Source organism: Comamonas guangdongensis, from assembly GCF_041079535.1.
GTDB classification, from domain to species: domain Bacteria; phylum Pseudomonadota; class Gammaproteobacteria; order Burkholderiales; family Burkholderiaceae_C; genus Comamonas; species Comamonas guangdongensis.
The window spans coordinates 26,430-50,040 of sequence record NZ_JBFYGN010000014.1 but is presented as its reverse complement, the minus strand read 5'-3'; the positions used below and the strand labels follow the sequence as shown (position 1 = coordinate 50,040).

The following is a 23,611-nucleotide window of genomic DNA, read 5'->3' as shown; positions in this document are numbered from 1 at the left end:
GGTGGCACTGCCGGTGCATGGTTTGGGCTAGCGCAGAAACAACAGGCTGCGCAGCATCACGCGCACCAGATCCGCCTGGCTGGAGATGGCCAGCTTGCCGTAGACCTTCTTGGAGTAGTTGCGCGCCGCGCTCTCGCCGATCTGCATTTTCTGCGCGGCTTCCGCAATGGTGTGGCCGCAGGCCAGCAGCAGCGACAGCGTGGCCTCCTGCCGGGTCAGGTCGAACAGGCTGCAGATGCGCTGGACCGAATGCGACTTGGCTGGCTGCAGTGCCTGCAGCGGCGTATGGATCTCCGACAGATAGACGATGGCGCACGGCGTTTCCTGCCCCCGGTAATAGTGGCGCACGGGTGCCGACTGCACGAGGAGGCCCAGCAGGTGATCCTCCACCTGTCCCATGCGCAGGATCTCCCCGTTCACCTCTTCCTGCCCTTGCTCGCGCGCCAGCACCATCTTCTCTATCGCCTGATCCAGCAGCCGCTGCACCGCGCGGTTCCTAAGCCTGAGCCTGCGCTCCACCACGCCCAGCCCCGGCACGCGCTGCACCAGCTGGGTGGCGACGGGGTTCATATGCAACACCTCGCCCGCGCCGTTGAGCAGCACGCAGCCCAGCCCGAAATGATCGAGCATGCTCTCGTACACAAAACGCTCGGTTTCGTGACGCTGCAGGCGCGCAAACAGGCCGAGCGCGGTTTCCATATGCGGCACCAGCGCCCGCAGCAGCGCCATGTCGGCAGCGCTGAACAAGGGCTGAGCCGCATCGCAGCGCACCATATCCACCCAACAGCGCATGCCTTGCGGCTCGGCCACGCACAGGCGCATGCTGTCGGTGAAGCCCAGCTTCTCCGCAAAATGGGAGTGGGTCAGATGCAGGGTCAAGCGCTCCACCTGCCCCGGCGCCATGCGGTCCAGGCGCAGCGGATCCAGGGCCATGAAGTTCGCGCGGTACTCCTCCTCCACGGCCTGCCAGTCTATGGGGTCGTCGGCAATGCCGGCCATCACATAGCTGTCGCATCCGGTCTGCTGCATATGGTGCAGCGTGATGACCACATTGCGCGCCCCCAGCAGCCCGCGCAGGCCCTCGGCAAAACGCTGCCAGGGCAGAGCGTCCTGGATGCTCTGGTAGAGCAGATGCAGCAGATCACCCGGGGGGGCGGACGCCGAAGGCTGGCCTTGCACCATGCCGGACCACAGCTGCGACCAGTCGGGCCGCCCGCCTTGCACGGGCAGGGGACTGTGGGCGGCGGAGCCTAGGGACTGGGAAGAGGTCTCGGTCAACATAGTAATCAAAACCAATAGCAAACCAGGCAATGAACACGGTGCCTTCAAGTCAGAGAGGCACCGCCGGAACGATATCAACGCGGCCGCTGCGCCGGTATCTCGCAACTTTTTCCAGACTGAAGCCGTGCCGCAGCATAGGCCGCGGCCGCCGCACCGTCTATCCGGACTTGTATGCAGCACCGGCAGTACCACATGGGACTGGCGACCCATCTGTGCCCTGCCTAGCATCCGTCAGGTGATGAGTTTCTTGCATCCATGCCATGTCGGCCTGAACACCGATTACCTGCGCAGCAATGGTTCTGATCGCCCGATTTCCACCGCGCGCCTGCAATCAAGCCGGGCGCTCCGATTCCCCTCTCTCCGTGAAAACCTATGGCAGCCAACACCCCACGCCTGGAACACCTCAACCCCAAGGAATTGCTGAGCTTTGAAGGTCTCAGCCAGGTGGTGCGCGCCCAGAGCGGCAGCACCGTCTATCTCGCCGGCCAAGCGCCGTTCAACCCCAGTTTCGAACTGCTAGGTGGCGACGACTTCAAGGCGCAAGCCACGGCCACGCTGAAAAATGTTGCTGCCGCCGTCAATGCCGCGGGCGGCAGCCCCGCCGATGTCGTCAGCAGCACGGTCTATATCAAAGGGCTCTGCGGTGCGCGCAGCGGCCAGTTCTTCGAGGCCATGGCCCAGGCCCTGGACGGCATGCCCTTCCCAGCGCATGCGTTCAGCATCATTGGCGTCGCGGAACTGGGCGCTTCCGAACAGCTGATCGAAATCTCCTCCATCGCCGTCATCCCGGCCTAGTGCCCGGCGACGCGCTGCCGTCCTGACTGCCGCCTGCCCCGCCGGGCATGCGGCCCACCATGTCTCTGCTTGGAGCCAGTCCTTTCCCAAGGCTGGCTTTTTTTTGCGCCGCCAAAGCGCGCGATCGGACCTCGTCGGTACCACCTGGTACTAGCTGCGCACAGGCCTCCATTCCTAGCATGTGACCCAGGCCAGACGCATGCCGGGGCTTGCCCGGACTGCCCCAGCCCGATCTTTTGCGCAATAGCACGGACGACATATAGACGGAGGAGACCATATGAGCGAATTGATGAAGACAGCCCCGCTGGCCCTGGCCGCGGGCCTGCTGGCCGCGGGATTGGCACATGCCAAGGTGCCGGCCAGCGAAGCCGAACGCCTGGGCAAGGACCTGACCTGCTCGGGAGCCATCAAGGCCGGCAACAAGGAAGGCACGATTCCCGAGTTCACCGGCAAATGGCTGGGCGCGCCACCTGGCGTTGCCTTCCAGCCTCACAGCGGCAAGCACCCCGTGGACATCTATGCCAACGAGAAGCCGCTGTTCCAGATCACTGCGGACAATATGGGCCAGTATCTGGACAAGCTGAGCCCCGGCCAGCAGTCCATGCTGAAGAAATATGCGAAGACCTACCGCATTCCCGTCTACCAGGGACACCGCGATTTCCGCTACACCGACGAAGTCTGCGCAGTCACCAAGAAGAACGCGCTGGACGCCGAGGTCGCGGAAAACGGACTCTCCATCAAGGGCCGTCTCGGTGCCCTCAACTTCCCAATCCCCAAGAACGGGCTGGAGCTGATCTGGAACAATCTGCTGAACACCCGCGAATACACGGCCTACGTGACTCGGGACAGCGCCAACGTACTGTCCAACGGCACCATCAACTACGGCCGCACCGAGAGCACCGATCTGGACCGCTACAACGTCCCGGATCTGCTGGGCAAGCCGGCAGAAGGCCCCATGGCCTACAACCTCACCAAATACCTGCTGCCCGAGCGCGACCGGGGTGGCGTCACGGTGGCGGTCGAACCTACCAATTTCGGTGACGAAAAGCGGCTGACCTGGGCCTACGACCCAGGCACCCGCCGCGTACGCCAGGTGCCGGAGTTCGGTTTCGACCAGCCCATGACCGGCACCGGCGGCCGCATGACGATTGACTCGGACCGCTTGTTCAACGGCTCGCCCGAGCGCTACAACTGGAAGCTGGTGGGCCGCAAGGAGATGTTCATACCCGCCAATGCGTACAAGATCCACCAGCCCAGCGTGAAGTACGCCAGCCTGCTGACCCCGGAGCACCCCAATCCCGACTACCTGCGCTATGAGCTGCGCCGCGTCTGGGTCACCGAAGGCACGCTCAAGGAAGGCTACCGCCATCTGTTCAGCAAACGGGTGATGTTCCTCGACGAGGACACCGGCCAGGCCGTGGCCACCGATATCTACGACAGCCGTGGCGAGCTCTGGCAGCACGCCTTCATCAACTACTACTACGCCTTCGACGTCAAGGCATGGTATTCGGGCACCTCCTTCTATCACGACCTCAACGCGGGCTCCTACCTGGCCTACAACCTTTTCCAGGAACGGGAAAAAGGCCCGGTCCTGAACAAGGGCGACGTGAACGAATCCATGTTCACCCCGGCTGCAGCGCGCAGTGCCGGCAAATAAAAAGAACTACCCGCTGGAAGCCCATTCCATGAAGCACCCATACATCCGGACCTCGCTGGCCTGCGCCGTACTTCTGCTCCTGTCCCTGCCTGCCGCACAGGCCGGCGAAACCGTCGATCTCGGTGACGGCCTGAAATTCGACTGGAGCCTCGGCACCACCTACGCGCTCGGGGTACGCACCAAGAGCCCCAATCCCTTGCTGGCCAGCGACGCCAGCAATTTCACCGGCAATGACGGCAACAACAATTTCAAGAAAGGCGCGCTCATCGCCAATCGCGTCTCGGCGCTGTTCGAGAGCAAGCTGGCCAAGGGCGACACCGGCATGGTTCTGACCGGATCGACGTTCTACGATCAGGTCTACCACAGCCGTACCGACTACAACGGCAGCACCATCCCCAACACCCCGCCGCCCTATGACCGCTTCACCTCGACGGCCAGGCATATGCAGGGCGGCTATTCGCGCCTGCTCGACACCTATGCCTTCACGACGGTGAATCTGGGCGATGCGAAGAAGCTGGATCTGCGTGTCGGCCGCCAGGTCGTGAACTGGGGCGAAGCCAATTACTTCGCCAATATCTCCGGCGCACAGGGCCCGTTTGACGGCGCCAAGAGCGACATTCCCGGCACCGAGGTGAAGGAGGCCATCCTGCCCGAGGACCAGATCTCGGCCTCATTGCAGCTGTCTCCCGACTTCACGCTGCTGGGCCACTGGCAGTTCGGCTTCCACGAAACCATTCTGCCGGCCGTGGGCTCCTTCCAGAGCACCGACGATCTGCTAGGCCCCGGCGGCAGCTGCCTGGGCACCTACAGCGCCGGCGTCTGCGACGGCCTGCCGCGAACCCGCGACCAGCGCCCGAAGAAAACCGGCCAATGGGGCATTGGTGGACGCTACCGCCTGACCAGCGAAACCGAGGTCGGCCTGTACTACCTCAACTACAACGACCGCTCGCCGGCCCTGATTTTCGCGCCGGACTTCAGCGGCTACAACGTGCGCTACTTCGATAACGTCAAGATGCTGGCCGGCACGGTCAGCACCACGTTCGGCAAGGTCTCCGCCTATGGCGAGTTGAGCTACCGGCAAGGCACTCCCTTGATGGTCAACATGCGCGATGTGCCCGATACGCCAGCTTACGTGCGCGGCAATGTCACGCAGCTGAACGTCGGCGGCTTCTACAACGTCGGCCGCACGCCGCTGGCCCCCGATATGCAGCTCCTGGTCGAACTGTCCGGGGTCAAGGTCAACAGCATCAGCGACGGCTATGGCTTCAATGAGCTGTTCTTCAAGACCCGCAACAGCCTGGCCTTCGCGGGAACCTGGATTCTGGGCTACCCGGGCATCGCCGAAGGCTGGGATCTGAGCATCCCCCTCAGCTATTCGCATCAGCTGCGCGGCCGCTCTCTGGTCGGTACTTTTGGTGGCGGCCAGGGCGACCGCCGCTACAGCGTCGGCGCCACCTTCACCAAGAACAACAACCTGTCGCTCACGGTGGCCTATGTGGGCTATCTGGGCAGCGCCTCGCTGGACACCAAGAAGGACCGCTCCATGGTGGATCGCGACCAGCTGTCGCTGACCGTGAAGTACATGTTCTAAACCCATCGCCGATCCACAGCCGCCGGAAGCAGCGCCTTGCTTCCGGCGGCTGGCCATTGGCGCTCCAGCCCAACCACACAGCTTGCTGCAGCAAGCCGCCGGCACGCCCCGCCCATTGAAGACCTGAAGGGCAAGCCTGCATTCGGGCTTGCATGAACGGCTACGTAAATCCTTTTTGCCGATCCGCTTCTTTGGGCACGGAAAACCGGATGGGACCAGTCCAGGAAGAAACTTGTCATGTCAGATGCCCATCAATTCGACTTCATCATCATCGGCGCCGGCTCGGCCGGCTGCGTGCTGGCCAACCGCCTGTCCGCCGACCCGCGTCACCGGGTGCTTCTGCTCGAAGCCGGCAAGCGGGACAAAAGCCCGCTGATCCACGTTCCCGGCGGTTTTCTGGCCCTGCTCCAGACCGGCAAATTCAGCTGGAACTATCAGACGGCGCCGCAAAAACACCTGGAAAACCGCGTGCTCCACGATGCCCGCGGCAAGGTGCTCGGAGGCAGCAGCTCGATCAACGGCATGTGCTACAGCCGCGGCGCGGCCGAAATCCTCAACGGCTGGGCAGCGGCCGGCAACCAGGGCTGGTCGTACCGGGAGATGCTGCCCTACTACCGCCGTGCCGAAGGCAATCTGCACGGCGCCGATGCCTACCACGGCGGCGACGGCCCTCTGCGCGTCACCCGCATGGGTCTGAACAACCCCGCCACCCGGGCCTGGATCAAGGCCGCCCAAGATGCCGGCTACCCCTATAACGACGACCACAACGGCGCGGTCGCCGAAGGCTTCGGCCCCGGCGAGCACACGATCTACAAGGGACGGCGCATGAGCACGGCCGTCACCTATCTGCGGCCGGCGCAAAAACGCCGCAATCTACAGGTGCTCACCGAGGCGCATACCACCCGCATCCTGTTCAAGGGCCGACGTGCCATAGGCGTCGAGTACCTTCAGGGAGGCGAGCTGCAGCGCGCCTACGCGCGCAGCGAAGTGATCAGCAGCGCCGGCACCTTCCAGTCCGCGCAATTGCTGATGCTGTCCGGCATAGGCGCCGCGGACGAGCTGCAGGCCCTGGGCATCTCCCCGGTTCTGAACCTGAAAGGCGTGGGCGCCAATCTGCACGACCATATCGGCACCCAGGTGGCCATGAGCTGCCCGCAACCCATCACCTATTACAAATACTTCAGCAGTCCGCTGGCCATGGCCCAGGCCGGCCTGAGCTACGCGCTGGCGCGAAAGGGGCCGCTGGGCAGCAACTCCATCGATGCGGTCGCCTATCTGCGCTCGGGCACTCCGGGGCATGAGGAACTCGACCTCAAGTTCTACTTCATTCCGGCCCTGCTGGTGGCCGATGAAAAAGAGAGCAAATCGCATGGCATCACGAATCTCATCATCCTCACCCGCCCCGAAAGCCGCGGTCGGCTGAGCCTGCGCTCGGCCGACCCCATGGCCCAACCCGTGATCGATGCCAACTATCTGAGCGACCCGCGCGATGTCGAGGCGCTGCGCCGCGGCATACGCATCTCTCGCCGGATTCTCGCTGGCGAGGCCTATCGGCCCTATCACGGCCGGGAGGTATTGCCGCGCGCCGAGATCGACGAGGACGCGGCCATAGACGCTTTTCTGCGCCGTACCTGCGAGGTCAATTACGAAGCCGTGGGCAGCTGCCGCATGGGACATGACGAACTGGCCGTGGTCAACGACAGACTCGAGGTGCACGGGACAAGCAATCTGCGCGTGGTCGACGGCTCGGTGATGCCGCGCATCACCACCGGAGACCCCAACGCCACCATCATCGCGATCGCGGAGAAGGCCGCAGACCTGATCCTGGCCAAGGCGGCTGCCTGCTGAGCCAGCCTAGCCGCCAGGAACGAGCAATCATGAGCAATTCCGACAACTTCGACACACGTAGCGCATGGACGCTGGTGCTGGGCCTGGGCGTGACGATGAGCATCAGCTTCGGCCTGACGCTCAATGCCTTCAGCATCTTCACCCTGCCGATCATGGAGACCTTCCACTGCAACCATGAGCAGGCCGCGCGCCTGGCCACGGTGTTCATGGTGACCATGACGCTGGCCATGCCGGCCGCAGGCTGGCTGCTGGATCGCGTGCCGCCACGGCCGGTGATGGTGTGCAGCGGCCTGGTCACCGGCCTCGCCTATCTGGCGGCTTCGCAAAGCAGCAGCCTGGACATGTTCACCCTGACCATTGCCTGCTGCGGCATAGGGGTTGGCGGCTCGACCTATGTGCCGGCCTTCATCCTCGTCTCGCACTGGTTTCCCGTGCCGCGCCAGGGGCTGGCCTTTGGCGTGCTGCTGGCCGTGGTCGGCGCCGGCGGCACCGTGCTGCCGGTGCTGCTGACCCAGATGCTCGCCCAGATGGGACTGCGCACCACCATGGAGGCCGGAGCGGTGATGATCTTTGCGGTCTGCATTCCCTTGCTGTGGTGGCTGGTGCGCCTGCCCGCCCACGCCGCACCGGCGGCCAAGGCGCAAGCGCAGGAGCCAGGCATAGGCGCCGTGCTGCGCCTGCCGCAGTACTGGCTGTGGATAGCGATGTTCCTGCTCATCACCCTCAGCGGACTCAGCGTGCTGATGGGGCTGGTGCCCTATCTGGTGTCCATAGGCTACTCCGCCGCCGAAGCGGCCCTCGTCTATGGCGCGATCGCCGCGGCCACCATCGGCGGCAGCCTGCTGTTTGGCGCGCTCAGCACGCGCCAGGGAGTCAGGCGCACGCTGTCGCTGGGCGTCGTCGTCGGCAGCATCGGCGTGCTCGCGCTGCTGCAGGCCACCGAGGCGGGCTGGGGCATGACGGCGCTGACAGGCTTTGTCCTGGGCTGGGGCATGACCTTCAACCTGGTCAACCAGATGTCGCCCACGCTGCTGATGGAGTTTGCGGGCCGGCAGAATTTCGGCAGCCTGCTCGGCCTCGGCAATCTGATCTCCGGCCTGGGTGCCGCGATGGGGCCGACACTGTTCGGCTATCTGGTGGACAGCAGCCAGGGCTATGGGCTGCCGCTGTCGCTGTGCGCGGCGCTGATGGCGCTGGCCCTGCTGCCGCTGGCCCTGCTGCGCCGCGCCTAGCGCCGGTCCGCGCCATGGCAAGATGCAGGTCCCGGATCGCTCACGGAGATGCTGATGGCGCTGAAGAAACCGCTGCCCACCGCAGGCAGGACCTTGGGCCCGCTCATGGCCCTGCTGCTGACGCTGGCCGCCAGCCAGCCTGTGCAGGCGCGCGGCTATACGTCAACGGGCAAATGCGCGGGCTACCCGCGCCTGGCCATAGGCAGCCCGGCCGGAACCTGCGTGGGGCTGGTGGCCGACGAGGCCCATGGCCTGCGCTTTCCGCGCCGCGTGTTGGAAATCGCGCCGGGCCGCCTCTGGGTGCTGGACATGGGCGGCTGGATGCCGCAGCAGGGCAAGCTGATCGAGCTGCGCCTGCCGCCGGACGCGGCCACCCCCGCCAATGCCAACACCACGGCCAAGGCCGTGCAGGCGCAGGTCCTGCTGGACAAGCTCAACTACCCCTCGGGAATGGTGCGCGGTCCCGACGGCAGGATCTATATCGGCGAGGCCGACCGCATCTGGCGCGCGGCGGTGCCGGCCCCGGGCCAGCCGCCCAGGCCGGAAGTACTGGCCGGCAATCTGCCCGCCGACGGTGCCCACCTGCTCAAGGAGCTGGCCTTCGCCCCCGACGGCAGCCTCTACGTCAACCTGGGCTCGTTCAGCGATTCCTGCCGCGGCGAGGACCAGAAGCAGCCCGTCCCCTGCCCCGAGCGCGGCGGCGCCATGCCGCGGGCCGCGGTCTGGCGCATGACGCTGCAGGCCGGTCCCCTGCCCGTCAAGGAATTCAAGCTTTTTGCGACGGGCCTGCGCAACTCCATGGCCCTCGCCGCCATGCCCGACGGCCCTGCCGCAGGCACGCTCTGGCAGGGCGAAAACAATATCGACTACCGGGACTCCAAGCAACCGCCCGAAGAGCTGAACCAGCTACGCGCCGGCGCCGACTATGGCTGGCCTTACTGCATAGGCCGGCAGCAGAATGCCCAGGGCTATGAGAAGCGCTATGACTGCAGCAAGACCGAGGCGCCGTTCATGCTCTGGCCCGCCCATGTGGCACCGCTGCACATGCTGGCCACGGGCAGCGCCAGCGCCTATGGCGGCCAGCTACTGGTAGCCTGGCACGGGCCGGGCGCCGGCGGGCAGCGCATCGTGGGCTTTGCGCGCGACGCCAAGGGCCTGCCCTCGGGCAAGCCCATAGACTGGCTCAGCGGCTGGGACGAGAAAGCGGGCCTGCGCCCACGTGGCCGCCCCACGGGCATGGCCGTAGACCATGCGGGCCGGCTGCTGGTGGTGGAAGACTTCAACCGCAGCCTGCTGATGCTGATGAGCGAAGCGGGCACGGCGCCCGCAGCCTCAGCCGCCCCGCGCTAGGCTGCGGCCCCGCTCTAGAAACCGCGCATATTCCTCGGGCGGCACGAACAGGCCGCCCGTGGTCCATACGATATGCGTGGCCCCGGCCATATGCGGCAGCAGATTCTGACGCTGCAGATAGTCCTGCCCGGCCGCGGTTTCCAGCAGGGCACGCGGGCCGCCAAAGCCTGCCGCGGCCGAAGGCTCGATGTCCAGGCCCTCGCTGTCATGCAGCAGGCACAGATGGCGGAACAGGGTTTCATCGGCCACCGTGAACACGCCGCCCAGAAAGCCGCGCACCACATCGGCCGCCAGTTCGGAGGCGCGTGGCACGGCCAGGCCATCGGCCTCGGTGCGGTTGTTCAGGCCCAGTTCATAGACCGAGGGATGCTCGCCCAGGCCGGGCAAGCTTCCGGCGCCGGCCAGCATCTCCACCATGAAGCAGGGCGACTGCACGGGCTCGGCAAAAAAACAGTGCACATGCGGGCCGAAGGCCTGCTGCAGGCCCAGAGCCACTCCGCCCGGGGCGCCGCCCACTCCGCAAGGTATGTAGACAAACAAAGGATGCTCCGCATCCACCACGCGCCGCTGCTCCGCAAGCTGGACCACCAGACGGGGCACGGCCGCCGCATAGCCCAGCAGCAGCGACAGCGATTTCTCGTCGTCGACGAAGTGGCAGTGAGTATCTTGCTGCGCCAGCGCGCGGCCCGCAGCCACGGCCTGGGCGTAGTCGCCCGCGTGCTCCACCACCTGCACGCCGCGCGCGCGCAGCCGCTGCTTCTTCCACTCCTTGGCATCGGCCGACATATGGACCACGGCCTGGAAGCCCAGGGCCGAGGCCATGACGCCGATGGACAGCCCCAGATTGCCGGTGGAGCCCACGGCCACCTGATGCCGGGCAAACACGGCGCGGGCCTCGTCGGACGCCAGCTGCGCATAGTCCCCGGCGTTCAGCAGGCCGTGCAGCTGCGCAATCCGCTCGGCATATTCCAGCACCTCGTGCACGCCGCCGCGCGCCTTGATGGAGCCGGCCACGGGCAGGGCATGATCGGCCTTGAGCAGCAGACTCCCCATGGCCTCGGGAAGGCCGAGCGCCTGCTGCATATGGGGCACCGGCAACAGCTCGGACTCGATGCGGCCCCGGGATGCTTCCAGCTCGGGGAAGAGCTGCTGCAACAGTGGCGCAAAACGCTCGAAGCGCTGCACGGCCTGCTGCACCTGCGCTGCCGAGACGGCGCCCCCGGCCCGGGCCCCGGCCCCGCGGCCGGCCCACAGCGTGGGACATGCGCTGCGCAGGGACTGGAGGATTTCCGGCAACGGATCGAGCGGGCTGGCGGAGGGGTTCATGGCGCTATTCGGTCAAATAGCGCCATATTACCGGCTCAGCCGCCGAAGGCGCGCTGGCGCGCCTCGCGCTGCGCCGGCGTTTCATTGAGCAGCTCCTGCACCACCTCCTGGCGCGACCTGCCGCTGACGGCCTGCGGCACATCAGCCGGGTAGGCGCCACTGTTGAAGCGCGAGGCTCCACCCTGACGCAGCGCCGTCTCGGCCTCGGCCCGCACCTGGCCCCGCGTCTTGCTGCTGCGGAAATGCTCGGGATAGGTCTTGACCCCGGCCTCGTTGTTGGCGGGATGCCAGTAGCTGTCGGCCATGGCTGCACCGGGCAGAATCAGGGCCGCCGATGCGGCCAGGCCGGCGATCAGGGAGCTGGGAAAGAAACGGTTTTGCGTCATGGTCTGGGTCCTTTCAAAAGTGCTTGCTTGACTCTCTTTCCGATGCGGTTTCGGGCGTTCCGGAAAGATGGCTCCACTGTAGAAAGCGACCCCCGACGAGAGCCCCACGGCACGGTGACATTGCTGTCATCCAGGGCTTGGTTTCATGCGCTCATCGCCTCGCAAAAAAAAGCCAGAGCCCTGTTCCGGGCTCTGGCTTTTGATGGGGCAGCACCGCGCGACTATGCGGCTGTCGGCGCCTCGCCGTCGAGCGGCACGACGACCGGCTCATCGCTCTCCGAAGCATCGTTGCGATGCACCAGCCGGTACAGCAGCGGCAGCACCAGCAGCGTGAGCATGGTGGACGAAAGAATGCCCCCGATCACCACCGTGGCCAGCGGCCGCTGCACCTCGGCGCCCGTGCCGGTGGCAATCGCCATGGGCACGAAGCCCAGCGATGCCACCAGCGCCGTCATCAGCACGGGGCGCAGACGCGTGAGCGCGCCCTCGGTCACGGCGTCATGCACGCTGCGCCCCGCTTCGCGCAGCGAGCGGATATAGGCGATCATCACCAGGCCGTTGAGCACGGCCACGCCCGACAGCGCGATGAAGCCCACGGCCGCCGAAATCGACAGCGGTATGCCGCGCAGCCACAGCGCCAGAATGCCGCCCGTGAGCGCGAACGGAATGCCCGTGAAGACGACAAGCCCGTCGCGCACATTGCCGAACATCGCAAACAGCAACACGAAGACCAGCAGCAGCGCCACGGGCACCACGATCTGCAGGCGCTGGCGCGCGGACTCCAGGTTCTCGAAGGTACCGCCCCAGCGCGTCCAGTAGCCCGCAGGCAGCTGCAGCCCCTCCAGCCGCTGCTGGGCTTCGCCCACGAAGGAGCCCATGTCGCGGCCGCGCACATTGGCGCTGACGACGATGCGGCGCTTGCCGTCCTCGCGGCTGACCTGGTTGGGACCGGGAGCCGTCTCGAAGCTGGCCACGGCCGACAGCGGCACAAAACCCATGCGACCGTCGGCGCCGCGCGGCAAGGCAATGGGCAAACGCCCCAGCGCATCCATGTCGTTGCGCAGGTCCTCGGGCAGGCGCACCTGGATGTCGAAGCGCTTGTCGCCCTCGAATACCGTGCCGGCTTCGCTGCCGCCCAGCGCCGTGCCGATGGTGTCCTGCACGTCGCCCATGTTCAGGCCGTAGCGCGAAGCCTTCTCGCGGTCTATGTGCACGGTGAGCATGGGCAGGCCCGTGGTCTGCTCGACCTTGACCTCGGTGGCGCCCGAAATCTGCTGCAGCATGCCGGCCACGGCCTGCGCATTCTTCTCCAGCACGGCCATGTCGTCGCCGAAGATCTTCACGGCCACGTCGCTGCGCACGCCCGATATCAGCTCGTTGAAACGCAGCTGGATGGGTTGCGAAAACTCGTAGTTATTGCCCGGTATGCGCTCCACAGCCTCCTGCACGGCCGTCAGCAGGTCGCCCTGCGAACGCGAAGGATCGGGCCACTCGGCACGGGGCTTGAGCATGATGTAGCCGTCCGAGATATTGGGCGGCATGGGGTCGGAGGCGATTTCCGCCGTACCCGTGCGCGCGAACACGCGCGCTATCTCGGGGAACTCCTTTTTGAGCGTTCTCTCGATCTGCATCTGCATTTCCAGCGACTGCGTGAGGCTGGTGCCGGGAATGCGCAGCGCCTGGATGGCGAAGTCGCCCTCGTTGAGATTGGGCGCGAACTCGCTGCCCAGGCGCGTGGCCAGCAGCAGGGAAAGCGCCACGGCCACGCCGGCCGCCGTGAGCACCACGGCGGGTGCGGCCATGACGCGCGCCAGCACGGGCGCATAGGCGCGGCGCGCCCAGCCCATGAGGCGGTTTTCCTTCTCGGCCACCTTGTTGCCCATGAAGAGGGCCATGGCGGCGGGAATGAAGGTGATGGACAGCAGCATGGCGCCGGCCAGGGCGATGACCACCGTGATCGCCATCGGGTGGAACATCTTTCCTTCCACGCCCGTGAGCGCAAAGATGGGCAGATAGACCACCATGATGATGAGCTGGCCGAACAGCAGCGGGCGGCGCGCCTCCTTGGCCGCGGCGAAGACTTCGTGCAGCCGTTCGCTGCGCGTGAGCAGCCTGCCGCGCACATTCTGCGCATGTGCCTGGGCATGGGCCAGGCGGCGCACGCAGTTCTCCACGATGACCACGGCGCCGTCGATGATGATGCCGAAGTCCAGCGCTCCCAGGCTCATGAGGTTGGCGCTGACCCTGAAGTGCACCATGCCCGTGAAGGTGAACAGCATGGACAGCGGAATGATGAGCGCCGTGATCAGCGCCGCGCGCAGATTGCCGAGAAACAGGAACAGGATGACCACGACCAGCGTGGCGCCCTCGAGCAGATTCTTCTTGACCGTGGCGATGGCCTTGTCCACAAGGTTGGTGCGGTCGTAGACGGTGATGGCCTTGATGCCGGCCGGCAGGCTGCGGTTGATTTCGCGCATGCGCGCGTCGACGGCCTGCGAAACGCTGCGGCTGTTCTCGCCGATCAGCATGAACACGGTGCCCAGCACCACCTCGCGGCCGTTGTCGGTGGCCGCGCCCGTGCGCAGCTCCCGGCCCAGGCCGACCTCGGCCAGATCGCGGATGCGTATGGGCTGGCCCTGGGCCGAGCCGACGATGACCTCGCGGATATCGGCAATGCCCGTGACCTGGCCCGGCGCGCGTATCAGGTACTGCTCGCCCTGGCGCTCGATATAGCCCGCCCCCACATTGCTGTTGTTGCGCTGCAGTGCCGCGACGATGTCGGCCAGCGTGAAGCCGTAGGCCGCCAGCCGCTCGGGCTTGGGCGCCACCAGGTATTCCTTGGCGTAGCCGCCGATGGAGTTGATCTCGGTCACGCCGGGCACGTTGCGCAGCTGGGGCTTGATGACCCAGTCCTGGATCTCGCGCAGGTCCATGGGCGTGTAGGCCGTGCCGTCGGCCTTCTTCGCCCCCTCCTCGGCCTCGACGGTCCACAGATAGATTTCGCCCAGGCCCGTGGAAATCGGCCCCAGCGTTGGCGTGATGCCCGTGGGCAGGCTGTCACGCGCCTGCTGGATGCGCTCGCCCACGAGCTGGCGCGCGAAATAGATGTCCGTGCCGTCCTTGAACACCACGGTGACCTGGGACAGGCCGTAGCGCGACAGCGAGCGCGTCTGCTCCAGATGGGGCAGGCCGGCCATCACGGTCTCTATGGGATAGGTCACGCGCTGCTCGGTCTCCAGCGGCGAATAGCCACTGGCCTGGGTGTTGATCTGCACCTGGACGTTGGTGATGTCGGGCACGGCGTCGATGGCCAGGCGCTGGTAGCTGAAAATGCCCAGTCCCGCCATGGCCAGCACGGCCAGCAGCACCAGCCAGCGCTGCTCGATGGCGAATCGGATGATGCGTTCAAACATGGTTTTTTCCTAGCCGCGGTAGCGATTTCCGCGCTTTGCGCACGCGTTCTGAAATAGGCATGGCCCAAACGCGAGACGGCCAGCAAGGGCCGCCCCACAGCAAAGGCCGTCGTCCCCCTGGGGGGAAGCCGCGAAGCGGCTCAGGGGGGTCAAGGTCAATGCGTGTGTTCCGCGCTGGCCTTGCCCAGCTCGGCCTTGAGCACGAAGCTGCCTTCGGCCACATAGGGCTGGCCCGGCTTCAGGCCTTCGAGCACCTCGGTAGTCTGGGCATCGGCGCGGCCCACGCTCACGGGCTGGGCGCGGAAGCCTCCCGGTACGGGCACGAAGACCACGGCCTGCTGCTTGTCCATGCGCTGGATCGCCGAGCTGGCCACGGCCAGCGCGGCCTGCTGCGACGAGGCCGTGATTTCCACATTCACGAACAGCCCCGGTCGCCAGACGCCCTCGGGGTTGGGCAGCGTGATGCGGGCGGATGCCGTGCGGGTTTCCTGGCCGATCAGCGCGCCCACATAGGCCACTTCGCCCGTGGCCGAGGAGTCGAAGGCCGTGGCACGCACCGTGGCCTTCTCGCCCACGCGCACGGCCGGCAGGTCGGAAGCTGCCACGCGCATCTCGGCCCAGACCGAGCGCAGGTCGGAGATGGTGAAGACCTGGGTCGTTTCCTGCACGGCCTCGCCCACGGCCAGGTGCTTCTCTACCACCACGCCGTCGAAGGGAGCGCGCAGCTCGAAGCGGTTGAGTCCGCCGCCGCTGCCGGCCCCCACTCCGGCACCATTGGCCGCCAGCTTCTGCTGGGCATTGGAGACCGCGATCTCGGCCTCGCGCAAGACTTGCTGGGCCTGCAGATAGTCCTGCTCGGCCGAGACCTTCTCCTCCCACAGCTGCTTTTCGCGCGTGTAGGTGGTGCGCGCCAGTGCCAGGCGCTTGCCCGCGGCCAGCAGCTCGCTGCGCTGCTCGGAAATGGCGGCGCTGCTGAGCACGGCCAGCAGCTGGCCTTTCTTGACGTTCTGGCCCAGGTTGGCGGCCACGCTTTCCGCCACGCCGGCCACGCGCGGCACCACATGGGCCGTGCGGTCTTCGTTGAAGCGGATTTCGCCGGGCAGCTGCAGCATGGAGCGCACCGTGGCCGGGCCGGCCTCGGCCAGCTTGATGCCCGCCGTCTGCATGCGCTGGGCATCCATGGCAATCAGGCCCTCGTCGTGGCCGGCCTGGCTTGCCGGCTTGCCGCTGGCCGGCGCCTTGCCGTCTTCATGGTGTTCGTCATCGGCATGTTCCTTGTCGTGCCCATGGGCTGCGGAAGCCACCGAACCGTGGTGCTCGCCGTCGGCATGGCCCTCGGCCTCGCTGTGGCCATGGGCTTCTTCGGTCTTGCCTGCGCTTTGAGGCCCGCTGCGCAGGATCAGCGCGGCCGCCAGCGCGCCCAGCACGAGGATGGCGGCGATGGCCGCATAAGTCCGGCGCGGCGCCCGGGGTGTGGAAGATGGGGTGTGGCTCATGGTGTGGTGCGATCGGATGGTTCTGCGCCCAGCAGGCGCTCTATGTCGGCGGCAGCGCGCTGCGTGGCCAGCAGCTGCTCCAGGTACTGGCTGCGTGCTTCGGACCAGGTGCGCTGGGCGTCGAGCACATCGAGATAGGCGAATTTGCCCAGGGCAAAGCCGCGCGCGGCCAGCTCATAGGCCGTGCGCGCCGTGGGCAGCACCTCGCCGGCCAGCAGACGGGCCTGCTGGTTGCTGGCCAGCAGCTGCTCGCGTGCCTCGAACAGCTGGGTCTGCAGCCGGATGCGCGTGGCCTGCAGCTCGTCCTCGGCCCGGTCGGCCAGGCGCAGGGCCTGCAGCTGGTTGCCACGGTTGCTGTCGAGCAATGGCAGCGGTACCGAGACGCCGACCACCAGCTGGTTGCGCCCCACCTCGGTGGCCCGCTTGACGCCCAGGCTCAGCGTGGGGTCGGGCAGGCGGCGTGCGCGCTCCAGCTCGGCCGTGGCCCGGCTTTGCGCCAGGACCTGGCGCGCGCGCAGCACGGCCGGGGCCTGCTCCAGGCGCTGCTGCAGCGCCTCCAGCGCCGGTATCTCGGGCAGCGCATCGACGCCGCCCGAGCCTTCGCCCATGGCTTCGCCGAAGGGCCGCACGGCTTCGCCCCACAGCGCCTTCATCTGTCCGCGCGCCACGCGCAGGCCCGACTGTGCCTGGGCCAACTCCAGCTGCGCGCCGGACTCGGCCACGCGGGCCTTGCTCTCCTCCAGCGGCGCGATCTTGCCGGCCGCCACGCGCTTGGCCGCGGCTTCGCGTGCGCTGCGGGCGATTTCCAGCGTCTGCCCGGCCAGGCTCACGCGCTGCTGCGCGGCCAGCAGGCCGAAGAAGGCCGCACGCACATCGGCACGCAGCGTGGCCTCGGCGGCCGCCAGATCGGCCTGGGCCACGTCGCGGCCGCGCTCGGCCACGCGCATGCGGGCCGCGCGCTTGCCGCCGACTTCCACGGTCTGGTTCCATTGCAGCGTCACCGAACGCGTGCTGCTGCGCGTGTCCTCCTGGGAATAGGCGAGCTCGGGGTTGGGCCGGGCCTGGCTTTGCAGCACGGCGCCCTCGCTGGCCGCCAGTGCCTGGTGCGCCGCGCGCAGGCTGGGGTTGTGGGCCAGCGCCAGGGCCAGGGCCTGCGGCAGGGTCAGCGCAGGCGCTGCATCCGCTGCGGCCTGGGCCGTGCCGGCCAATGCGGAGGCCGCCGCCACGGCCAGCGCGGCGCGGCGCAGCTGCCGGATCAGCGGACTCGTGGATTTCAACGAGGCATAAGACATGTAAAAACTCCAGGCTTTCCATCTGGTTGATGCCAGCTGTCCACGACTCACGAATCGCCAGCAGCCTATGAATCTGGCGCGCGTCGGGCCAGGGATGCCGAGCAAGGGCCGCCCCGCCGCGAAGGCATCGTCCTCCTCCCGCGAAGCGAGAGAGGGGGAAGCCACCCAGTGGCTCAGGGGGTGGACTCTAAAAACCCGGGTGCGACGCCTCTCTGACCGGAAGATGACAAATTCGTCATCTGGCTGCATGGAGGCTGAAGGCTTTCATCGCGCACAATGCGGCCCATGAAACTGCTGGTCGTCGAAGACGAGATCAAACTGGCCGAGTACCTGCACAAAGGCCTGACCGAGGAAGGCTTTGTGGTCGATGTGGCCCACAACGGCATCGACGGCCTGCATCTGGCCACCGAGCTGGCCTACGACCTCATCGTGCTCGACGGCATGCTGCCCGGCATAGACGGGCTGGCCATGCTGGCGGCACTGCGCCAGTCCAAGCAGACCCCGGTGCTGATGCTGACCGCGCGCGGTCAGGTCGAGGACCGCGTCAAGGGCCTGCAGGGCGGCGCGGACGACTATCTGGTCAAGCCCTTTGCGTTTTCCGAGCTGGTGGCGCGCATCCACGTGCTGCTGCGCCGCAGCGGCCCCACGCTGCCCGCGCCCGAAACCACCATGCTGCGCATGGCCGACCTCGAACTCGACCTGATACGCCGCCGCGCCACGCGCGCCGGCCAGCGCCTGGACCTGACGGCCAAGGAGTTCAACCTGCTGAGCCTGTTGCTGCGCCGCCAGGGCGAGGTGCTGTCGCGCACCGAACTCGCTTCCCAGGTCTGGGACATGAATTTCGACAGCGAAACCAATGTGGTCGAGGTGGCCGTGCGGCGCCTGCGCCTCAAGCTGGACCAGCCTTTCGACACGCCTCTGCTGCACACGGTGCGCGGCATGGGCTATGTGCTGGAGTCGCGCGCGCCGTGAACTTGCTGAATGCCTTCGGCTCCGGCGCCGTGCCCCATCTGGGCCGGCGCCTGTCGTTCTGGCTGGCCCTGCAGACCATGCTGGGCCTGGGCCTGGTCTGCGCCGCCGTCTACGTGGTGGCGGCCATGACGCTGGAGGAACGCCAGCAGGAAACCCTGGACCACAAGCAGCAGGCCGTGCTGCACCTGATGACCGAAGGCCGCAGCGCCCATTCGGACAAGGGCCTGGACCATATGCTCGACGACTTTCTGACCGGGCACGACGAGCTGTCGCTGCGCATCGTCGACGGCCAGGGCCGCGTGGCCTACGAGCGCCTGCGCCTGCCTCCGGGCGAGGCCCGCACGCTGCGGCGCAGCTTTGCGGTGGCGCTGGCTGGCGTACCGGACGCGCATGCCGAGCTGCTGCTGGACCGCCGCTCGGACGACGCCCTGCTGGAGCGCCTGGCCTGGACGCTGGGCCTGGCCGCCGTGGGCGGCGCCCTGCTGGCCTCCCTGGTCGGCAGCTGGCTGGTACGCCTGGGCCTGGCGCCGCTGCGCCTGCTGACCGAGCAGACGCGCCGGCTCTCGGCCCAGGACCTGCAGCGGCGCCTGGACGATCACGGTCAACCCCAGGAGCTGCGCCCGCTGATCGCCCAGTTCAACGCGCTGCTGGAGCGCCTGTCCGTGGCCTACCGGCAGATGGAGGCCTTCAACACCGACGTGGCCCACGAGCTGAACACGCCGCTGACCACGCTGATCAGCAGCTGCGAACTGGCGCTGCGCAAGCCGCGCAGCGAGGCCGAGCTGCGCGAGGTGCTGGCCTCCAACCTCGAGGACCTGCAGCGCATGGCCGGCATCGTGGGCGACATGCTGTTCCTCTCCCAGGCCGACCGCGGCCAGGGCGCGCGCCTGAGCGCCGTGGCCAGCCTGGCGGCGCTGGCGCACGAGGTCATCGAATTCCACGAAGCTGCGCTGCAGGAAGCCGGCGTGCAGGTAGTCGTGCGGGGCGATGTCCGGGCCCGGGTCGACGCGCGGCTGCTGCGCCGCGCGCTGTCCAATCTGCTGGGCAATGCCACGCGCTATGCCACGCCGGGCTCGACCATTGCCGTGCAGATCACCCACCATCCCTGCGCCCGCCACGAGGGTGCGGGCGATGTGGAGCTGGCCGTGCTGAACCAGGGCCCGCCCATTCCCGCCGAGCACCTGCCGCGATTGTTCGACCGTTTCTACCGCGGCGATGCGGCGCGCAGCCAGGCCGACCGCAATCACGGCCTGGGCCTGGCCATCGTGGCGGGCATCGCGCGCCTGCATGGCGGGCACAGCTTTGCCGAATCGGCCGACGGGCACACGCGCATAGGCCTGACGATCCCTGTAGACACCCCTTGAGCGGCGGCATGCAGGCAACATCCTGACACCGGCGTTCCATCCGGCTCACAATGCGCAGCGCCGGTTAACGCCTATCGCCATTGGCAACAGGCTGAAAGAGCCGGCCCACAGCGCTGCGCAGCGTCAGACGACAGCCAGGCGCCACACGATGCGCGACCATGAGGCATGGCTTGCACCATGAAAGGAGGCACCATGCTTCAGGCACGAGAAAGCGCGGCCCCTGCGCTGCTGGCCGCGGCGCTATGGGCCATGCTGGCTTCGCTGGCCCAGGCCCAGCCCATGGAGGCGGCCAAGATACCGCCCATGCGCGAGCAAGGCGCGCTGCAGTATTCCTGTGGCGGCATAGGCCTCGATGAGTCCACGGCCATGCGCGCGGCCATCAGCGACTATCCGCTGTCGCTGCTGTTCACCGACAAGGACGGCGAGTACCAGGCCGATATCGCGGTGGAGATCAAGGGTGCCAAGGACAGCTACCGCTTCCAGGCCGGCGGCCCGGTCTGCCTGCTGAGGCTGCCCGAAGGGGCTTACACCCTGCAGGCCACGACCCTCGACGGCCAGACCCAGAGCCTGCAAATGCATGTGGACAAGGGCCAGCATCTGCTGGAGCTGCGCTTCTGACCCGGAGCGCGCAGGGGCTTGCGCCGCGCGGCGCGCAGGCCGCGGCCCGCATGGCGACAATGGCGCATGCCCCAAGACAGCACTTCCACCGATTACTCGTCCCATCTGCAGGCCGGCAATGCGCTGGTCGCCCAGGCCCAGAAGCTGGCCACCCAGGACTTTGCCCAGGCCCGCTCGCTGTGGCAGGCTGCCGGCAAGGAGTTCTATCTGGCCCACAAGGCCGACATGAACCAGGCCGAAGCCGCCTTCCGCCTGGCCCAGGCCTGGATGGCCGAGGCCCATGCCCTGCAAAAGGAGGACAACAGCAATGCGCTGGTGATGTGGGCCAATGCCGCGGCCCAGTGCGAGCTGGCCTTCGACCTGAGCCCCGAAGACGGCCGCATCGCCATGACCGCGGCCAGTTGCCACCATTTTGCGGGCCAGACCGATGCGGCCAAGGCCTGGCAGCAGATAGGCAAGCAGCTGCTGCCCACGCCCGAACAGCAGCCCGGCCAGGACGCCTAGGTCGGCCGCCGCGGGCCGCGGGCCTCACGCCTGCGCCACCGCTGCCGGGAAATTCCGGCCGACAGCAGCAACAGCAAGGGCACCAAGGTGGCCGCGGCGCGCCACAGCAGATGGCGCAGGCGCTCGGCGCGCTGCTGCCAGTCGCGCTCCAGCACCTCCCCGACCCGGGCTTCGAACTCGGCCACTTCGGCGGGCTTGTGGCCCGCGATCAGCGAAGCCAGATCACGCGGCACCTCGGCCTCGGACTCTTTACCCGCAGCTGCGGGCGCAAAGACCACGGCATCGGCCAGCGCCTGCAGCCGCTGCGCGACCTCCATCCCCTGAGCGGCCTGCATTCTGTTCGCCGGCACATTGAGCACCAGGCTGAAATTGCCCTGCACGGCCTGCACCACCGAAATTCCGCTCGCCGAACTGCCCTTGGCCCGACCCAACACCAGCTTGTTCAGCCCCCAGGTCAGGCGCTGGCGGGCTTCATCCCATTGCGGCGCCACCAGCCAGTCGACCGTGGTGTGCTGCATGCCTTCGGCGGCCGGGCTCAGCGGGCTGCCATGGTCGTAGCGGCTGATGGTCTGCGCCAGCCGGCCCGGATCGAGTTCATCGCCCCGCGGCCGCTGGAGGCGCCCGGTTCCGAGCAGCAGCACGCGCACCGCCCACTGCGGATCCCTGTCCGCAGAGATCAGGCCCCAGTCCGGCTCGCCAGCGTTCTCGGCTGCGGCCCGGCCGTCCTGCTCGCGCATGGCGGCAATGGCCGCCGGCGGCAGATAGCGATAGCCGGCGGGCAGCTGCAGTGTCGCGCTGCCGGCCAGGCCCGGCGCGTGCAGCTCGATGGCCGCGGGCCCGTCCACCCATCCGGGCCTGTCGCTCAGATAGGCGCCATCGCGGCGCAACGGGAAAAAGCTCGGCGGCAGGCCCGCCGCCTGGCGCAGCACGGCCTCTGGCCCCAGATCCAGGCCCCGCTCGTTCTCGGCTCGCAGCTGCCGCAGGCGCTCGGCGCTGGCCGCAGCCCTGTATTTCGCCTCGGGCTCCTGGCCGCGGCTCTCGGCCTCCAGCACGCAGCGCTCGGCCACATCCTGCACCGGCCATAGCGGCCGGCCTTGCGGGCTGCGCAGCTGCTCTATGCCGCAATCCAGCCTGGCCAGCACAAACAGCGTCTGCCCCCGGCTATCGACCCAGGCGGAGTCCTCGCCGGGCGTGGACTGCGCGTCCCGCAGGGGAAAGACATGCACCGGCCCCGGACGCTCGGGCCAGGCGGAGCTGCTGCTCTGGCCGGCCCGCGCCGCCAGCGCTCCCAGGCTCAGGCTCAGCGGCTTTCCGTCGCGGCCCACGAGCAGATTCCCCGCCGTCTCTCCCTGGAACACGCTGGCCGATCCGTTCACAAAACGCTGCGCCCATTGCCAGCTGCTGCTCTCGGCCACGGTGCGCCCCTGGGCATCGATGAGGCGCAGCCGCCTTTCCCAGCGCGGCTCCTCGCCCGGCGCGCCCCGGAGCTCTCTGCTGCTCTGCAGCCAGGCACGGCCCTCGGCAAACGGATGCAGCACCTGCCAGCCGCCGCCCCTGGCCGCCGCAAAGGCCTTGACCACGGGCCGGCCCGTGCGCAGGTCCAGCAGCCCGAGATGCTGGTCCGCATTGGAGAAGAAGGCCAGGCCTTCGCCGGCAGCATGTATGGACTGCGCGCCAAACAGGCTGCGGCCGCGGCCGTCTATGAGCTCCGTCCTCTCGTCCGAGCCCCTGGACAGCAGGCGCTCGGGAGCCACGACTTCCAGGGACAGGCGCTTTGCGGCCGGCACCAGCATCTGCTGCCGGCGGTCTATGGCCCCCATGCGTTCGCCGTCGAGCTCGACCACGGCCAGGCCATGGCGGAAAGCGCTGGCACCGCGGTAGCGCTGCGCCACGACCTCCCGCCCCTGGGCGTCGATAAAGCCCAGGCTGTAATGGCCGCCGTCCTGGCCACGCACGAACTTCCCGACCATGGCCAGGCCTTCGTGGAAATCCCCTGCCACCTCATAGGGGCCGGCCAGCACCGGCTCGCCGCGCCGGTTCAGATAGCTGCGTCCGCTGCGCTCCAGCACCGCCAGGCCGCCGGAAAACAACTCCACCCTGGAGTTGGCACGCAGGCGTGCCAGGGGCTGGCCCCTGGCATCCAGCAGCTGCTCGGTCCAGCCGTTGTGGAGCACGGCCCAGACGCCCTCGTCCAGGTATTTCAGCTGCCGGTCCATGAACTGCGCGGCCCAGCGCCCCTGGCCGTCTATCAGGCCGCACATCTTCTGCCAGGCCGATACGCAGACCGGAATCAAGGTATCGGCGGGCACCGGCGGCTTCTCGTCGTCGGACTCGCCGAAGGCCAGCGCCGCCACGGGCATGGCCAGCGCCAGCCAGGCCAGGCGGCGCAAACGCTGAAGACGACACCTGTTGATAGAAGCAGCCGACAAATTCATAAACCTCTGCTAGCCAGGGCATGCCAGACCTGTGGCTGCCGATATCCGGGC

General features: G+C 67.4%; 17 protein-coding genes. 10 read left to right on the top strand and 7 right to left on the bottom strand.

The window, feature by feature from the left end:
- Positions 1–27 precede the first annotated feature (27 nt).
- Complete coding sequence (locus AB6724_RS13280; RefSeq protein WP_369339004.1) at positions 28–1,281, bottom strand: helix-turn-helix transcriptional regulator; 1,254 nt, start codon at positions 1,279–1,281, stop codon at positions 28–30.
- A gap of 372 nt (positions 1,282–1,653) precedes the next feature.
- Between AB6724_RS13280 and AB6724_RS13275 the strand changes: the two genes are divergently transcribed.
- From AB6724_RS13275 to AB6724_RS13250, 6 genes are all read left to right on the top strand, one after another.
- Positions 1,654–2,076: a RidA family protein gene (locus AB6724_RS13275; protein ID WP_369339003.1), complete on the top strand. Its 423-nt coding sequence runs from the start codon at positions 1,654–1,656 to the stop codon at positions 2,074–2,076.
- A gap of 277 nt (positions 2,077–2,353) precedes the next feature.
- Entirely contained in the window at positions 2,354–3,733 is a 1,380-nt protein-coding gene (locus AB6724_RS13270) for a DUF1329 domain-containing protein (protein ID WP_369339002.1), read from the top strand.
- Positions 3,734–3,761: 28 nt separating this feature from the next.
- Complete coding sequence (locus AB6724_RS13265; RefSeq protein WP_369339001.1) at positions 3,762–5,324, top strand: DUF1302 domain-containing protein; 1,563 nt, start codon at positions 3,762–3,764, stop codon at positions 5,322–5,324.
- Between the two features lie 237 nt (positions 5,325–5,561).
- The gene (locus tag AB6724_RS13260; RefSeq protein ID WP_369339000.1) at positions 5,562–7,172 is read left to right on the top strand and encodes a GMC family oxidoreductase; all 1,611 of its coding nucleotides are present in this window, start codon (positions 5,562–5,564) and stop codon (positions 7,170–7,172) included.
- A 29-nt stretch (positions 7,173–7,201) separates the two neighbouring features.
- A complete protein-coding gene (locus AB6724_RS13255) occupies positions 7,202–8,404 on the top strand; it encodes an MFS transporter (protein WP_369338999.1) in 1,203 nt (400 codons plus the stop codon).
- Between the two features lie 54 nt (positions 8,405–8,458).
- Positions 8,459–9,754, top strand: coding sequence for a PQQ-dependent sugar dehydrogenase (locus AB6724_RS13250; RefSeq protein WP_369338998.1), 1,296 nt, complete (start codon positions 8,459–8,461; stop codon positions 9,752–9,754).
- On the opposite strand, the gene dsdA is transcribed toward AB6724_RS13250, so the two are convergent.
- The 5 genes from dsdA to AB6724_RS13225 all read right to left on the bottom strand — a co-directional run bounded on the left by dsdA (position 9,737) and on the right by AB6724_RS13225 (position 17,667).
- Positions 9,737–11,080: a D-serine ammonia-lyase gene (dsdA, locus tag AB6724_RS13245; protein ID WP_369338997.1), complete on the bottom strand. Its 1,344-nt coding sequence runs from the start codon at positions 11,078–11,080 to the stop codon at positions 9,737–9,739. The two genes, AB6724_RS13250 and dsdA, sit on opposite strands and share 18 nt — an antisense overlap.
- A gap of 35 nt (positions 11,081–11,115) precedes the next feature.
- The gene (locus AB6724_RS13240) at positions 11,116–11,466 is read right to left on the bottom strand and encodes a DUF4148 domain-containing protein (RefSeq protein WP_369338996.1); all 351 of its coding nucleotides are present in this window, start codon (positions 11,464–11,466) and stop codon (positions 11,116–11,118) included.
- Positions 11,467–11,687: 221 nt separating this feature from the next.
- The gene (locus AB6724_RS13235) at positions 11,688–14,879 is read right to left on the bottom strand and encodes a CusA/CzcA family heavy metal efflux RND transporter (RefSeq protein ID WP_369338995.1); all 3,192 of its coding nucleotides are present in this window, start codon (positions 14,877–14,879) and stop codon (positions 11,688–11,690) included.
- A 155-nt stretch (positions 14,880–15,034) separates the two neighbouring features.
- The gene (locus AB6724_RS13230; RefSeq protein ID WP_369338994.1) at positions 15,035–16,375 is read right to left on the bottom strand and encodes an efflux RND transporter periplasmic adaptor subunit; all 1,341 of its coding nucleotides are present in this window, start codon (positions 16,373–16,375) and stop codon (positions 15,035–15,037) included.
- Positions 16,372–17,667, bottom strand: coding sequence for a TolC family protein (locus AB6724_RS13225; RefSeq protein ID WP_369338993.1), 1,296 nt, complete (start codon positions 17,665–17,667; stop codon positions 16,372–16,374). The genes AB6724_RS13230 and AB6724_RS13225 overlap by 4 nt, the downstream gene beginning before the upstream one ends.
- A 285-nt stretch (positions 17,668–17,952) precedes the next feature.
- Here AB6724_RS13225 and AB6724_RS13220 point away from each other — a divergent pair, with 285 nt between their 5' ends.
- The 4 genes from AB6724_RS13220 to AB6724_RS13205 all read left to right on the top strand — a co-directional run bounded on the left by AB6724_RS13220 (position 17,953) and on the right by AB6724_RS13205 (position 21,125).
- Entirely contained in the window at positions 17,953–18,639 is a 687-nt protein-coding gene (locus AB6724_RS13220; RefSeq protein WP_369338992.1) for a heavy metal response regulator transcription factor, read from the top strand.
- Entirely contained in the window at positions 18,636–20,003 is a 1,368-nt protein-coding gene (locus AB6724_RS13215; RefSeq protein ID WP_369338991.1) for a heavy metal sensor histidine kinase, read from the top strand. Before AB6724_RS13220 ends, AB6724_RS13215 begins: the two co-directional genes overlap by 4 nt.
- A 192-nt stretch (positions 20,004–20,195) precedes the next feature.
- A complete protein-coding gene (locus AB6724_RS13210; RefSeq protein WP_369338990.1) occupies positions 20,196–20,621 on the top strand; it encodes a hypothetical protein in 426 nt (141 codons plus the stop codon).
- Between the two features lie 66 nt (positions 20,622–20,687).
- The gene (locus AB6724_RS13205; protein WP_369338989.1) at positions 20,688–21,125 is read left to right on the top strand and encodes a hypothetical protein; all 438 of its coding nucleotides are present in this window, start codon (positions 20,688–20,690) and stop codon (positions 21,123–21,125) included.
- Here the strand turns inward: AB6724_RS13205 and AB6724_RS13200 are convergent.
- On the bottom strand, positions 21,122–23,560 hold the full coding sequence (locus AB6724_RS13200; RefSeq protein ID WP_369338988.1) for a WG repeat-containing protein: 2,439 nt from the start codon (positions 23,558–23,560) through the stop codon (positions 21,122–21,124). The two genes, AB6724_RS13205 and AB6724_RS13200, sit on opposite strands and share 4 nt — an antisense overlap.
- Between the last annotated feature and the right edge of the window lie 51 nt (positions 23,561–23,611).